The 14,808-nt window shown below is 38.1% G+C and carries 17 protein-coding genes and 1 pseudogene; 14 read left to right on the top strand and 4 right to left on the bottom strand.

What is annotated here, in order from left to right:
• Window positions 1-340: hypothetical protein (locus V7077_RS12835; protein WP_335502077.1), on the bottom strand; the 340-nt coding region annotated here is incomplete at its 3' end.
• Between the two features lie 158 nt (window positions 341-498).
• On the opposite strand from V7077_RS12835, the gene V7077_RS12840 reads away from it, so the two are divergent.
• The 5 genes from V7077_RS12840 to V7077_RS12860 all read left to right on the top strand — a co-directional run bounded on the left by V7077_RS12840 (window position 499) and on the right by V7077_RS12860 (window position 4,975).
• The gene (locus tag V7077_RS12840; protein ID WP_335502080.1) at window positions 499-1,611 is read left to right on the top strand and encodes a CotH kinase family protein; all 1,113 of its coding nucleotides are present in this window, start codon (window positions 499-501) and stop codon (window positions 1,609-1,611) included.
• Window positions 1,612-1,743: 132 nt separating this feature from the next.
• Window positions 1,744-2,274, top strand: coding sequence for a hypothetical protein (locus tag V7077_RS12845; protein ID WP_335502082.1), 531 nt, complete (start codon window positions 1,744-1,746; stop codon window positions 2,272-2,274).
• 59 nt (window positions 2,275-2,333) lie between these two features.
• The gene (locus V7077_RS12850; protein WP_335502084.1) at window positions 2,334-3,527 is read left to right on the top strand and encodes a hypothetical protein; all 1,194 of its coding nucleotides are present in this window, start codon (window positions 2,334-2,336) and stop codon (window positions 3,525-3,527) included.
• 191 nt (window positions 3,528-3,718) lie between these two features.
• Window positions 3,719-4,381, top strand: a complete 663-nt coding sequence (locus tag V7077_RS12855; RefSeq protein WP_335502158.1) for a DUF2642 domain-containing protein — start codon at window positions 3,719-3,721, stop codon at window positions 4,379-4,381.
• A gap of 201 nt (window positions 4,382-4,582) precedes the next feature.
• Window positions 4,583-4,975: a thiol-disulfide oxidoreductase DCC family protein gene (locus V7077_RS12860; RefSeq protein WP_335502087.1), complete on the top strand. Its 393-nt coding sequence runs from the start codon at window positions 4,583-4,585 to the stop codon at window positions 4,973-4,975.
• Window positions 4,976-5,068: 93 nt separating this feature from the next.
• Here the strand turns inward: V7077_RS12860 and V7077_RS12865 are convergent, their stop codons facing one another.
• Entirely contained in the window at window positions 5,069-5,608 is a 540-nt protein-coding gene (locus V7077_RS12865; protein WP_335502159.1) for a GNAT family N-acetyltransferase, read from the bottom strand.
• A 566-nt stretch (window positions 5,609-6,174) separates the two neighbouring features.
• Here V7077_RS12865 and treP point away from each other — a divergent pair.
• The 8 genes from treP to V7077_RS12905 all read left to right on the top strand — a co-directional run bounded on the left by treP (window position 6,175) and on the right by V7077_RS12905 (window position 13,187).
• Complete coding sequence (gene treP / locus V7077_RS12870) at window positions 6,175-7,599, top strand: PTS system trehalose-specific EIIBC component (protein WP_335502089.1); 1,425 nt, start codon at window positions 6,175-6,177, stop codon at window positions 7,597-7,599.
• A gap of 79 nt (window positions 7,600-7,678) precedes the next feature.
• Complete coding sequence (gene treC, locus V7077_RS12875) at window positions 7,679-9,349, top strand: alpha,alpha-phosphotrehalase (RefSeq protein WP_335502091.1); 1,671 nt, start codon at window positions 7,679-7,681, stop codon at window positions 9,347-9,349.
• A 14-nt stretch (window positions 9,350-9,363) separates the two neighbouring features.
• On the top strand, window positions 9,364-10,071 hold the full coding sequence (gene treR / locus V7077_RS12880) for a trehalose operon repressor (RefSeq protein WP_335502093.1): 708 nt from the start codon (window positions 9,364-9,366) through the stop codon (window positions 10,069-10,071).
• 140 nt (window positions 10,072-10,211) lie between these two features.
• Window positions 10,212-11,453 carry an S-adenosylmethionine decarboxylase related protein gene (locus V7077_RS12885; RefSeq protein WP_335502095.1) on the top strand — a complete coding sequence of 414 codons (1,242 nt, stop codon included), beginning with the start codon at window positions 10,212-10,214 and terminating at the stop codon, window positions 11,451-11,453.
• Window positions 11,454-11,515: 62 nt separating this feature from the next.
• Entirely contained in the window at window positions 11,516-12,193 is a 678-nt protein-coding gene (locus V7077_RS12890) for an SOS response-associated peptidase (RefSeq protein ID WP_335502098.1), read from the top strand.
• A gap of 228 nt (window positions 12,194-12,421) precedes the next feature.
• A complete protein-coding gene (locus tag V7077_RS12895) occupies window positions 12,422-12,658 on the top strand; it encodes a hypothetical protein (protein WP_335502100.1) in 237 nt (78 codons plus the stop codon).
• A gap of 38 nt (window positions 12,659-12,696) precedes the next feature.
• Window positions 12,697-12,939, top strand: coding sequence for a hypothetical protein (locus V7077_RS12900; RefSeq protein ID WP_420489644.1), 243 nt, complete (start codon window positions 12,697-12,699; stop codon window positions 12,937-12,939).
• Between the two features lie 29 nt (window positions 12,940-12,968).
• Complete coding sequence (locus tag V7077_RS12905) at window positions 12,969-13,187, top strand: hypothetical protein (RefSeq protein ID WP_420489645.1); 219 nt, start codon at window positions 12,969-12,971, stop codon at window positions 13,185-13,187.
• Window positions 13,188-13,225: 38 nt separating this feature from the next.
• On the opposite strand, the gene V7077_RS12910 is transcribed toward V7077_RS12905, so the two are convergent.
• Entirely contained in the window at window positions 13,226-13,669 is a 444-nt protein-coding gene (locus tag V7077_RS12910) for a GNAT family N-acetyltransferase (protein ID WP_335502102.1), read from the bottom strand.
• A 138-nt stretch (window positions 13,670-13,807) separates the two neighbouring features.
• On the opposite strand from V7077_RS12910, the gene yyaC reads away from it, so the two are divergent.
• Entirely contained in the window at window positions 13,808-14,407 is a 600-nt protein-coding gene (yyaC, locus tag V7077_RS12915) for a spore protease YyaC (protein WP_335502104.1), read from the top strand.
• Window positions 14,408-14,491: 84 nt separating this feature from the next.
• Here yyaC and V7077_RS12920 read toward each other — a convergent pair.
• A pseudogene (locus tag V7077_RS12920) lies at window positions 14,492-14,808 on the bottom strand (hypothetical protein); the annotation flags it as partial.

Consider the following 14,808-nt stretch of genomic DNA (forward strand, 5'->3'; position numbering starts at 1 on the left):
ATGTTCCATGGCTGCCTGAAGAACCCTTTGAGCCTTTAGTTCCTTTAGAACCGCCAGAGCCCTTCGTTCCTTTAGAGCCACCAGAGCCTTTAGTTCCCTTAGATCCGCCGGTACCTTTAGAGCCTTTAGAGCCTTTAGAGCCTTTAGAGCCGCTGGTACCTTTAGAGCCTTTAGAGCCTTTAGAGCCGCCAGAACCTTTAGAGCCTTTACTTCCTTTTGAGCCTTTAGTACCCTTTGGTCCTTTAGGGCCTTTTTTAAATTCAACAGGGTTATTGATTAAAAATTCAATTACCCCGTTCTCTTGTGCTTGCGTAAGCAAATTTTCCATTACCATTTTCATTTAAACACTCCACCACTTTCCAATATTTTTATACTTCATTGATAATTTATGGAAGAAACAATGAAAGGGTAATAGACAAAAGTTTATTTTTTTTAAAATAACCAAGTAGCCCATAAACTGCACCATTGCTAAAGGCAAAGCATAGTATTCTAAAAAATATGTATTTAATAGGGGTTTTTAAATTGCAAAAATATGAAATTTTTATCAATCCCAAGACATTAAACCAGCTCAATAAAGATATCTGGGTGAATGAACATGTTCCGGCGGTCCTCAAAATAGGAAACAATCAATATTCAATCGGCTTGGCCTATCGAGGAAATGTGATTCGCAAGAAAAAAAAGAAATCCTATAATATTATTTTTCAAAAACCATTTACCGTTGATGGCGCTCATGAGATCCATTTAAACGCAGAGTACAATGATATCTCACTTAGTCGTAACAAGCTTTCATTTGATTTCTTTGATTCAATTGGGGTCATCTCCCCCCACTCCAAGCATGTTCTTCTCTATATAAATGGTTTTTGTAAAGGTATTTATTTAGAGATCGAGTCTTTCGATCAATTTCTCTTACAAAAAAGAAATTTACCAAATGGACCAATTGTATATGCAACTAACTATTACGCAAATTTCTCCCTGCTATCACCAAAAAAGAAATTAAAAGAAGATTTGCTCGAAGGATATACCCTTAAATATGGCAATGAGGATGATTTACTGCATTTAGAAGAGTTGATTACAAAAACGAACACACTTAAAAATGAGGAGTTTGAAGAAGAAATTACCAAGGTGCTTAATGTGGACCAGTATCTAACATGGCTGGCGGGAGTTGTTTGTACCCAAAATTTTGATGGCTTTATCCATAATTATGCACTTTACCGAAATAGTGAAACCAACACGTTTGAAATAACTCCATGGGATTATGACGGGACCTGGGGCAGAGATCTGCACGGAAAACGGCTTGATCATGATTTTGTACCTATAACCGGGTATAATACCTTGACCGGCAGACTACTTTATGTACAAGATTTTAAAAAGAAATATTGTGAGATTCTTTCCAACATTTTAGACAACCAATTTACGGTTGAAACCCAACAAGGAATAATAGAAGAACTCTTTGATACACTGAAACCCCATTTACAATTGGATCCTTATATTAACAGAAAAGGTAATACACTTGATTCTGAAAAGGACGTTATAGTTCATTTCATTGAAAAACGAAATAGCTACTTAAAGCAGCAACTAATTAATCTACAGGACGACAAAGTATATGGTTGAATATCATATACTTTTTTTTGCCTATTTTTTGCAAAAAATACGAAAAAGGGCCTCTTTATTAGTACAACGTCATCCCGTGATACATATAGATGGAGTGTAAATGTTTATTTAATAAAGGAGGAAAAAACTTTTATGGATAGAGAACTTATGAACATGCATGTGGGGAAAACAATCAGGGTAGATCGTGGCGGTCCAGAATCCAGAATCGGGAAATTGCTTGCTGTATTTGAAGACTTCTTTGTACTTCTAACAGAAAAAGACGGTGTGGTTTATTATAAAACGAACCATGTCAGAAGTATTACAGAAAGTTCTAAAGATGCTATGAAATTAGGCTTGAAAATTCCTGAGAAATTAGATTTTAAAACTGCAGAAAATTTTCATAAACTTTTAGAAAGCATTAGATTTCAATGGGTGAAAATAAACCGCGATGGTGGTCCAGAGTCATTAGAAGGAGTACTTAGTGACTCAAATAAACACTATGCCTCCCTCATCGTGAATGAAGAAGTGGTTCGTTTTTCATTGAAGCACATTCGAAACATTAGCTACGGCCTAATGGTAGGGAAATCATCCAAAGATGAAGACGATTGCCACAGCAACAATTCCAATCACAATAACGAGGATCATGATAGCAAAAAAAATGATGACAACGAAGATAACGAGTAATGATTATGTCGCTTCTCCAAACAGAGAAGCGACCACCTATCTCTTAAGGAGGATGAAACATGGGGTTAGAAAAATTTTCAGCTGCATTGGATTTACTAAAAGGGTTTCAGGTAAATCTTTATGTGGGTGAAGACATCTTTAAAGGAAAATTGATTGGCGTAGAAACTGACCATGTGGTTTTAGAAACTGAAAATAAATATATATTCTACTATAACATAGATAAAATCCAAGCTATTCTTAAGAATACAAAGCAGTTTCAGCCTGAGAACGCATCTGTTGAATTCCAAAAAACACAGAGCTTAATGGAGCTTTTACGCTCTTTCCAATATTCATGGGTTACGATCTTGAGTATTAATAAACAATGTTTTTACGGCGTACTAAGCGAAATTGATGAAGATTTTGTTACGTTGATTAATGGCGAAGAGCGAATCCTAATCAAGGTAGCCCAAATCTCTAATATTTTAAAAGGATTTATAAAAGAAAAACAAGAGAAAAACCAACAGGAAAAAGCTGAAAGTAAGAATGAAACGAATGATCAAGATAAAAAATCAAATGAGTCTAATGAAACTAAGGTTTCAAAAGAGAAATCCAAAACAAACAATTCAAAAGAGTCCAATGAAACTAAGGTTTCAAAAGAGAAATCCAATCATGCACCGAAAGAATATAAAGCAGAAACCAAAGCAAGTGAAAAGAAATCAAAATCCCCATCTACCTTTGAAAAGTTCGAGATAAAAATTGAAGCTGAATCCTCAGAGATTATGGAGCCAAACCACATGGTAGTATGGTCAAGTTCATATAAAAATGAACCAACTTTACTTGATGACCCTTCAGTAAAGGGAACTATGCAACTTGACGAATTTGAATCAATGCAAATGTTTAAAAGTGAGATAAAAGTACAAAAAAACGAACTGCCGCATAAAGAACACAAAAAGGGTGAAGAGTTGGGATCTAAATCCACAACTATGAAATCCCATAAAGAACTTGAAAAAGCTAGTAAACAAACTTCCACTTCATCTTCCTCTAAAAAAGAAAAGAAACAAGAAACAACACAAGAAACCGTAAATGCTGTATCAAAGAAAACAGCTTCTTCTTCACAGGAGAAAGTCTACAACGATACGAATAAAGTATGGAAACAAACAAAGCAAGAAACCAGAGCATTCCGCTTAACCAGTGAACCCGTTTCCCAAAATCAAGAAAGAACTTTCCCATTTGCAGGTTGGCCAAGTAACAATAATCGAACCTTTAGATTTTAATTGACCGGATTGCATATGAAAACAAATCTATTGCTCAATCAAAAAAGTATTTTGATGGCATCCATGTCCTCTTACAAATAAGAGCTGGGCAAACAAGTTAGTTATTAGGATGAATAAAGAATTGTTGATATCCGCCCACCTCTATTTGTGAATGGAAATACCCAGGAAAGGATGTGAGTAAGTCCGTGAAAATGAAAGAAAATATTGGTAAGTATATAAAAATTGAGATTTCCGGAAAGAAATCCATTTATGGACTTTTAGTGGATATTGGAAGTGATCTGTGGGTTCTTTTTAACGGAACAGACTATCTTTATATACCAACCATTCATATTCAAAATTGGCAGTTTATGAAACAATATGAAATTGATGAAATTACCTTCAACGACGAACCAGCACCCATTTATAACCATAATGAAGAGATCTCGTTACGGAAAACTCTAACGGCTGCAAAAGGAATTTTCACAGAAATTTATGTCACAAGTAACCAAGCTTTACATGGTTATATCATTAGTATCATGAATAATTACTTTGTCTTTTACTCCCCCATTTACAAAACCATGTTTATATCATTAAACCATTTAAAATGGTTAATTCCGTATACGAACAATCAGCGTCCTTACGGCCTAAGTAACGCCAGTCTGCCTGTAAGTCCAAGCAACCTCTCATTTGCCCGGTCCTTTGAGGTCCAGATAGAAAAATTAATTGGAGAGTTAATTGTCTTTAATATCGCTGAAAATGAAAATGTGATTGGAAGAATTCAATCCATTAATAATAATTTTGTTGAATTAATTAGTGCAAAAGAAGACCCGATTCATATTAACTTTCAGCATATTAAAACCGTGCATATGACATAGTCCATTTTTTTTAGCCCCATTTTAAACAAGCTTTTTTAGGCAGCATAATAAGAAACATCTAAAAAGAGTGTCGGGTGACACTCTTTTTAATTGTATAGTTTTTTAGTACGAATTATTTAATTATTCGTTTCAAACTTCATAATGGTGACATGCATCTTTTATGATATGCTAATGATACATTGGTTAAAGTTGGTGTTTTAGATGAAACGAATTATTTTATTTGACGGTGAATGTAATCTTTGCAACAGCAGTGTGCAATTCATTTTAAAAAGAGATCATAGTGGGAAATTTAAATTTATCTCTCTTCAAAGCAGTATTGGACAGGATTTGTTGAAGAAACATGGCTTGGCGAGGAATGTTAATAGCTTTGTCTTAATAGAAAATGAAAAATTATACCTAAGATCTGATGCCGCTTTACGTGTTTGCAGGCAGCTAAATGGTCTTTGGAAACTGTTCACGTTCTTCTTGATTGTTCCCCCTTTCGTAAGGGATTTTGTTTATGATTTTGTGGCTGCTAACCGGTATAAATGGTTCGGAAGAAACGAACGTTGTCTGCTGCCATCATCTAAGTGGATAGACAGGTTTTTAGAATAGGAGTTAGATAGGAGTATAACGGTGGTAAATTCCTTTTGATTCACTGAGTTAATACCCTTTATGGAGGACAGTAACCCAATGGCTTCAAAAAAATCATCCTTGAAAGGACGCTTTATGAAATTGACCAATAAAGCTAAAAAGAATCTCCCCATCTGTAGGAAAGATCACTTCTGGCTTAAGTTTTTTATACATAGCCTGATAAGGTTCGGGTACCCAAATATAGTGGTGGATATAATCCGTTAAGACAAAACCGCATCGTTCCCAAAAATTAATCCTGGCCTGATTTTCCGGCGTTTCTTCGGCTTCGACTTCAATCACTAAACTGGTACAATTTCCTGAAGTTATCGCCCAATCTTCAATGTATTTCAACATACGAATCCCCGTACCCTGCCCACGCTGTTCATTTTTCACCGCCAAATAATCGATCAGCAACGCCTCTGTCTCTTTCAATTTACCTGTTAATGCTATCGCTGCTGCTTGTCCATCAATTAGACAGACATGTAGAAAACAAATTTGTTTCCGAAACATGTTTCGGATAATCTTTTCCGGTTTTGCCCCTTTATCAGCAAATGCCTGTTCATAAATTGGACGGACTTTGTCCCATAATTCATCATTCCACTGATTTACCGTCATAAATTCCACTGTTTTGTAACCTCACTTTTAATAAGGCAATCTAGGTATGTCTATAATATCAAATACTCCGTAAAGGATGCCAACACGAAAAAAGGAACCTTTGAAGAGTTTCAAAGGTTCAAATAAAGAACTTAGTGGTCTAGGCTAAGCTCTCACAATTAGGAGGTCTAAACTCAGAAGAATTTAAACAAGTTCATTTTACCATTTTCGGAATCTTCTATCAATAATTTATTACTGTAAAGTAGAAAAGTAGTAGGAAAGACATATTCTGAAATAATAAAATAGCCCTCCACCTTCCTTCCATTATGTTCAACTAAGTATGTTTACTCATGAAACCTCCAATAATATGAGCAATTTATTCCCTTTAATTGATAAAAAACTATTTTAAAAAACTTATTTTTTTTGTTGACAGACATGTATATACAAGTTACAATGAAAACGTCAACAAAACTTGTATATACAAGCTGAGATACAGAATGAAACCGTACCCAACGCTTGGATAGAAAGGTTAGAAAATTTTAAGGAAAGAAAATGGTCCGCACGCCATTTATTTAGGGGGAAAGAAAATGACGAAGTATACAGATCCTTCGAAGGAACTACTACAACACATTGGTGGGAAAGAAAACATTGCAGCCGTAACCCACTGTGTGACAAGAATGCGTTTTGTTTTAAATGATCCAAGTAAAGCAAACGTAAAAGAAATTGAATCCATTAAACTTGTGAAAGGTACTTTTACCCAAGCCGGACAATTCCAGGTTATCATCGGTAACGAAGTACCTAGCTTTTATAATGAATTTGTAAAAATTGCGGGTGTAGATGGCACTTCTAAAGAAGAAGCCAAAAAAGCGGCCAAGCAAAATCAGAACTGGATTCAGCGTATGATGGGACACTTAGCTGAAATCTTCACTCCATTAATCCCTGCCCTTGTAGTCGGCGGTTTAATCCTGGGCTTCCGAAATATAATCGGTGATATTAAACTACTAGATAACGGTACAAAGACAATTATTGAAGTATCTCAATTCTGGGCAGGTGTTCACTCCTTCCTTTGGTTGATTGGTGAAGCAATATTCCACTTCCTTCCAGTTGGAATCACCTGGTCAGTGGCGAAAAAAATGGGCGCTTCGCAAATTCTTGGAATCGTTCTTGGTATTACTTTAGTATCACCACAATTATTAAATGCTTACGCTGTTGCTGGTGCAAAAGAAATTCCTACATGGGATTTTGGATTTGCGCACATTAAAATGATTGGTTACCAAGCACAAGTAATCCCTGCTATCTTAGCTGGTTTAACTTTAGGTTTCTTTGAAACAAGATTACGAAAAATCGTTCCAAATTCTATTTCGATGATTGTTGTTCCATTCTTTGCACTAGTTCCAACCGTATTAATCGCACACACCATCCTAGGTCCTATCGGCTGGAAAATTGGCGCTGGTATCTCTCACGTTGTTTACTCTAGCTTAACATCATCCTTTGGCTGGTTGTTTGCAGCAGTATTCGGATTCGCTTATGCTCCACTCGTTATTACTGGTTTACACCATATGACAAACGCGATTGACCTTCAATTAGTAAGCCAATTTGGCGGAACAAACCTATGGCCAATGATTGCTTTATCAAATATTGCTCAAGGTTCAGCTGTTCTTGCCATGATCTTTATCAACCGTAAAAATGAAGAAGAAAAGCAAGTTTCAATCCCAGCAACAATCTCTTGTTATCTAGGTGTAACAGAGCCGGCGATGTTTGGTATTAACCTTAAATACGGCTTCCCATTCTTAGCAGCGATGATTGGCTCCATGATTGCAGCCGTTGTATCTGTGGCGAGCGGCGTAATGGCGAACTCCATTGGAGTCGGCGGTATTCCTGGTATTCTTTCTATTCAGCCAAAACATATGGCGGTGTTCGCTATCTGTATGGTTATTGCAATTGTAGTTCCATTCATCTTAACTACAATTTTCTCAAAGACTCGTTTGAATAAGTCAAAGTTAAGCAATTAATTAGCACTCCTTACAGGAGGGAGACCATCTCCCTCCTTTTCCACATTAGATAAATCAAAAATTTAGGCAGGTGTTTAGTATGTCAACAGCATGGTGGAAGAAAGCAGTCGTCTATCAAATCTATCCAAAAAGCTTTAATGACACAACAGGAAATGGTACCGGAGATATTCAAGGTATTATTGAAAAATTAGATTATTTAAAAGAACTTGGTGTCGATGTCCTATGGCTGACGCCTATTTATCAATCTCCTCAGCGTGATAATGGTTATGATATCAGTGATTACTACTCGATTCATGAAGAGTACGGAACCATGGAGGATTTTGACCTTCTTCTTGCAGAAGCCCATAAACGCGGTCTCAAAATTATTATGGACATCGTCATCAACCACACATCGACGGAGCATGAATGGTTTAAACAAGCCAAGTCTTCTAAAGACAATCCATACAGAGACTTCTACATTTGGAAAGACGGAAAAAATGGCGAGCCCCCTACCAACTGGGAATCAAAATTTGGAGGATCAGCATGGGAATACGATGAAACAACCAAACAATACTATCTTCATCTATTCGATGTAACACAAGCAGATTTAAACTGGGAAAATGAACAGCTTCGTGCCGCACTATATGAAATGATGCATTTTTGGTTAAGGAAAGGCGTCGACGGATTCCGTTTAGATGTTATCAATTTAATTTCGAAAGACCAGCACTTCCCTCAGGATGAAAGCGACGGCCGCAAGTTTTATACGGATGGTCCTAGAATCCATGAATTCTTACATGAAATGAATGAACAAGTATTTTCAAAATACGATATTATGACGGTTGGAGAAATGTCATCGACTTCCATCGATAATTGTATTCGTTACACCAACCCAGACCAAAAAGAATTAAATATGACCTTTAGCTTTCATCACCTTAAAGTGGATTATCCAAATGGTGATAAATGGACAAAAGCGGATTTTGATTTTCAAGCTTTGAAAGATATCTTGTCTAAATGGCAAATTGAAATGAACGAAGGCGGCGGCTGGAATGCCCTTTTCTGGTGCAATCATGACCAGCCAAGAGCAGTCTCCCGCTTCGGTGATGACATCCACTATCATAAGGAATCCGCCAAAATGCTCGCTACAACGCTTCATCTAATGCAGGGAACTCCTTATATTTATCAAGGCGAAGAATTCGGAATGACCAATCCAAACTTCAATGCCATAGACAAATACCGTGATGTCGAGTCATTAAATATGTTTCAAATTTTGAAGAATAGAGGCCTCGAAGAACAACAGATCCTAGAAATTTTGAAACAAAAATCACGCGACAATTCAAGAACGCCTGTTCAATGGAATGATCAAAAAAATGCCGGGTTTACGACGGGTACTCCTTGGATTGATACAGCGGCCAATTATAAAGAAATTAATGCTGAAAAAGCGGTTCAAGATACGGATTCTATCTTCTATCACTATCAAAAGCTTATTCAATTACGCAAAGAGAAAGATGTGATTACGGATGGTGATTTCCAATTAATTTTAGGACAAGACCCCGACCTTTTTGCTTTTATCAGAACTAATGGTGCTGAAAGAGTACTCGTTATCAACAATTTTTACGATCGAGAAACGAGATTTATTCTTCCTTCTCAATTAAATCTTGATGGCGCTGATAGTGAAATGTTAATCTCTAATTATGAGGACTCCCCTGCACACCTAGATCAAGAAATGGTGCTGCGGCCTTATGAGTCTATCGTGTACTATTTGAAAAATTGATCGGAGATGTCAGTATGACAAACAAGTACTTAACCATTTATGAATCAATAGTTGAGCAAATTAAGAATGGAGAATTAGCTCCGCAGACGCTTCTTCCCTCAGAAAACGAGTTAAAGGATCAATACGATACCTCGAGGGAAACGATTAGGAAAGCATTAAATTTGCTCTCCCAAAATGGCTATATTCAGAAGGTTAGAGGAAAAGGTTCCATTGTCATAGACATCAGTAAATTTGACTTTCCCGTCAGCGGTTTAGTTAGTTTTAAGGAACTAGCAAGTAAAATGGGCAGTAAGCCCGTCACCCTTGTCAATGATTTGGCCTTAATTAAGCCTGATGGCTACATCCGCCAGCAACTGCAGTTGGGTGGAAAAGATTTAGTTTGGAAGGTAGTACGGACAAGGGAAATGGGCGGAGAAAAAATCATTTTAGATAAAGACTACTTATGCAGCAGTCTTGTTCCCTCTCTTTCGGAAGAAATCTGTGCTGACTCGATCTATGAATATCTAGAAAATGAACTAAAGCTGACAATCAGCTTTGCCAAAAAGGAAATTGTTGTGGAAGAACCAACCCCCGAAGACCGCTCACTGCTTGATCTTGAAGGTTTTCACAATGTCGTGGTCATTAAAAACCATGTCTACTTAGATGATGCCACACTGTTTCAATATACGGAATCAAGGCACCGTCCCGATAAATTCCGCTTTGTGGATTTTGCCAGAAGATGACAATGCTGTTAGGAGACCTTGGATGAAAAGGTCTCCTTTTCATTTTTGCTACAGTTGTCCAAACATCTCCTCATTTTTGACATATTCTATTAAGAATCCTAAAAAATCGAGGTGATAAAATGAACGACAGGAGACTCGTCATGACGATCCTAGGTAGTGCTGGCTCTCTCGCAAGATCTTTCCTCACTCTCCTAAATAAAGCAAGTCTAGATCAGCATGATCCCATTCATCAAAAGCTTTACAACAGTACCATCCATTTAATTGACTACAAACAAAGACCACTCAATTATTATCAGAGCATCTGCCCCAATCTAATCCACCAATTAACGATTCATCAAATTGATTTGAAGGACACCATTATTCTTAGGAACTATTTAAGAGAATCCCATACCTCCATTGTCATAGACGTATCATTAGCCGATACTGTTGAAATGTTAGACTGCTGCAACCAGCTGGGAGTACATTATGTTAACAGTGCTTTGGAGAATATCTATATACATGACCATGCCAATGATTACAAAGGCTTTCCGCTGATTGAACGACTTCGTTTTTTTGAAAAATATAAAGTGGAGTATGCCAACTTAAAAGCGATTATCTGTTCCGGGATGAACCCTGGTGTGGTTCAATGGATGGCCATCGAATTGATGAATAACTATCCTAGCGAGCAGCCTCTGGCCTGCTTGATTGTCGAACAAGATTCCTCCTTCTTAAAACTTGGGACTTCTGCAAAAAAAAATACTTTTTATACGACTAGGCCGCCTGATTGTTTCCTGACATCAGCCATCCAAAGTTTGCCGATGTTCATGCAAAATAGGACCCCGCTCTTCCTTTATGAACAGGTCCATGACCTAGAATTCAGAGCAACATTAGGGGACAAGCAGTTTCATGGCTGTTTAATGCCAAACGAAGCCGTTTATTTCTTGTGCAAACAATTTGATCTAGAGGGTGGCTTCTTATATAAAGGAACTGATCATGCAAAAAGCTTGTTCAGAGGTAATGTAAATTATAAAGGGACGTTGGATAAGAACATTGTTGCTCCCCTCCCATCCTCTCTTGATGGAGAAAACTTAGTCGGGGTCCTCCTCGTCTATCCTGATAAAGAACGATATATGTATCATGTCTTAGCCAATGAAGTTGTTATGGAGCATTATAAAACAAACGCTGCCTATTTTCAGGCTGCCAGCGGTCTATATGCAGCCCTCGCCGTTATCCTAAATGATTCTATCGGAAACGGAGTCTATTCTGTGGACGAGCTTTTATTAAAGACAAATAATCACTATGGACAATACCTCTCCTATCAACTGACAGACTTTGTTTGTGGAGAGAACGCTCAGACAGACGGTCTTTTATTAGAAAGGATGAAAAATCTACGTTCTAGTTAACTTTTGTCATCCTTCCCATCAATTGTTACAATGGAGGTAACTTAAATCTCGAGGTGATTAGGATGTGCGGCCGCTTCACATTAACAGCATCCATTGATGAAATCATAGATCGTTTCGATATCCAATCCTTCCTAAATGAAGATCTGTATGCTCCAAGTTATAATATTGCTCCCTCTCAGTTGGTTCTTGCGATCATCAATGATGGATCATCAAACCGCATGGGCTTTTTAAAATGGGGCCTCGTTCCACCGTGGGCCAGCGATCCCTCGATTGGCAATAAAATGATAAATGCCCGGGCAGAAACGATTACCGAAAAACCCAGTTTTCGTAATGCCTTCAAGAAGAAACGCTGTTTGGTGATCGCTGACAGTTTTTATGAATGGAAACGCCATAGTGATAAAACGAAGACTCCGATGCGGATCCATTTAAAGTCCAATGAGTTGTTCGCCATGGCAGGACTTTGGGAAGGTTATAAAACCCAGAACGGGAAAACACTTTATTCCTGTTCTGTCATCACAACAGGTCCTAATGAATTAATGAAAGAGATTCACGATCGGATGCCTGTCATTTTAAACCGTGAAGATGAGTCCATCTGGCTTAACCCAGACATTACCGATCCGAAAAGGTTAACACCCTTGCTTATTCCCTTTGATGAGAATTTAATGGATACTTATGAGGTATCCTCCTTGGTGAATTCACCTAAGAATAATACGATTGAGCTAATCCAAAAAATATATTAAGCCCTTTTTTTAAAAAATATTTTTTAAAATGGACATGTTCACTACATGCACGTACAAGCACCAACATATGCTGTACTAACCCATAAAAGTTTTCCTTCTTTCGAAAGTGGCAGGCCCACTTTCTTTTTTTGTGTCTTGACGATGAACCATCAATTGTTCTCATCTTCGCTGCCTGCGAATATAGTAAGAGATACAGCAATGGTTTCCTTTAAGGAAGGAGGATAAAAGGTGTTTTTCATCCCAACAAATGTAAATATTGGCGATGTGAAGATTAATAGTCCGGACCATTCAAGTTCCATAAATATTGGACCGACCTTGCTCAAAGGAATCAATGTTTATGGCAAAAAATCACAAGGATTTGGCCAGCAAATGGCAGATGCTACAGTAACCGTAATTCCCATCCATCTTATTCTAGATGATGATTTCATCGATTCACCCAACAGTAAGCAAAACAATCTTGGATAAAGCTCCTTAATAGGGATGATAAAAATATATGCTTAGGAGTGATACAGTTGAATCTCGCCCCAATGGCCATTAATTTTCTAGGCTTTAAAGTGAATTCATTAGATAATGCCGCCTTCATAAATCTTGGACCCAATCAATTTATTGATCAATTCAACTCCTATAAAAGGAACCAAGGGGTCGGCGAACAAAACGGTGATTTATCCCCGGTTAACATCCCGATTTCGTATGTGGTGGACCCAGATTTAACCGACAGCAACACCACGAAAAACAGTTTGGTGTAATAGGGGGGATCCTGTTGATTTTTGCACCTATGAACGTCAATTTTGGCGATATGAAAATCAATGTATTTGACCATGGTTCCATTCTCAACATGGGACCAAATCAAATGACCGATGTGTTCATCTCCTATAAACGGAATCAGGGCTATGGTGAACAAAATGGCGATATTGCCCCCATGCTGATTCCCATCTCCTTTTTACTAGATAATGATGTGAGTGACTCTGCGACTGTAAAAAATAGTATTTTATAAAATGACTATGGGAACTTCTCTGAATAGAAGTTCCTTTATTATTTGGCAATAGAATAATAATAGAAGTAATTTGCTTCTTTTTTAAAGCCAATTTTTTCATAGAGCCTTTGGGCGTTATCATTATCGTTTGCAGTTTCTAAAAATAGCCCTTTCGCTCCTGTTTCTGTTGCAAATTGAATGGCTGTCTGCAGTAGATTCTCTCCAACGCCTCTCCCTCTTGTTTCTTTTTTTACATAAAGATCATTTAAAATCCATGAGGGCTTCATGCTGACACTTGAAAATGAAGGATACAATTGCACAAACCCCAGTGGCTGATCACCGTCAAAGGCAATAAAGGCAACAGATTGATCGTTGCTGATTCTTTCCCTTAAGAACTGTTTAGCTCCTTCCAAATCCGATTCTTGCTGGTAAAAAAGCCGATATAAATCAAACAATTCCGTCAGCGGCTCAAGTTCAGTTATGGTTGCTCGTTGGATAAACATGTATGATCCCCCTTGTACACTCAATAAATTGATTATAGTAATATTTTCCACCTGATAGATTTTTATTTTAACAGGAAGGAATATTTGTTGTAAATGAAGAATTCTTTTGTGAAGTCATCATAGTGAGGTGTTAGGGCAGTGGGAATCAAACAGTACAACAATGAACTAAAATTTTATGAGAAGGTCATACCGTATAATGATCGGCTAGCACCTCTATTCATTCGCAACAGCTTATACTCACTCATTCCAGAAGGTACTAAACACATTTATGTAGTGGGAATTGGTTCTAATTTGATCAGTGGCGACAGTCTAGGACCCTTTGTTGGGACTTTGCTCCGTAACTCTTTTCCCAATCACTTAACGGTACTGGGAAATCTTGAGTGCCCAATGGATGCAACCACCATTATTCCGAAAATTTCCGGGCATATTTTCCCCAAAAATAGCTTTGTCATTTCCATTGATAGTGTGCTAGGCTCTGTAGACTTCGTTAACTCCATTGTATTACGACAAGGACCGCTGCAGCCGGGCCTAGGCCTTGGTCAAAACCTTCCTCCTATCGGAGATTGTAGTGTCATGGGGGTCGTTCTGACAAATGATGCCGTACTGGGAAGCGCTTTATTATATACGAATCTACACTTGATTTACACAATGGCAACCAATATTGCCAAAGGTATTTCGCTGGCAGTTAGGCAATTTTTTCAATATCCTTCCGACCATCCTATTTTGCATGTTAATTAATCGGCATCTCAAATAAAAAAAGCCTTGAAGAGTCAAGGCTTTTTGTTTTATATCATCTTCGATTTATTTGTTAAGCTGGAGATTTTACATTCCTCCAAGTCCGCCCATTCCTCCATGGCCACCTTGACCTGAGAAACCTCCCATGCTGCCATGGCTTGTGTAGCCGCCCATTCCTCCATGTCCGTCATGGCCTGGGTAGCCGCCCATTCCTCCATGTCCGCTATGACCTGGGTAACCGCCCATTCCTCCATGTCCGCCATGGCCGGGGTAACCGCCCATTCCTCCATGTCCGCCATGGCCTGGATAGCCATCCCAGCCACCGTGCCAGCCGTGGCCTGGGTAGCCTCCACCCCAGCCGCTATGCATACCATAACCCGGATAACCTGTTCCCATGCCGCCAA

This window comes from Neobacillus vireti, assembly GCF_036962465.1.
In the GTDB taxonomy this organism is placed as follows: Bacteria; Bacillota; Bacilli; order Bacillales; family Cytobacillaceae; genus Neobacillus; species Neobacillus vireti_B.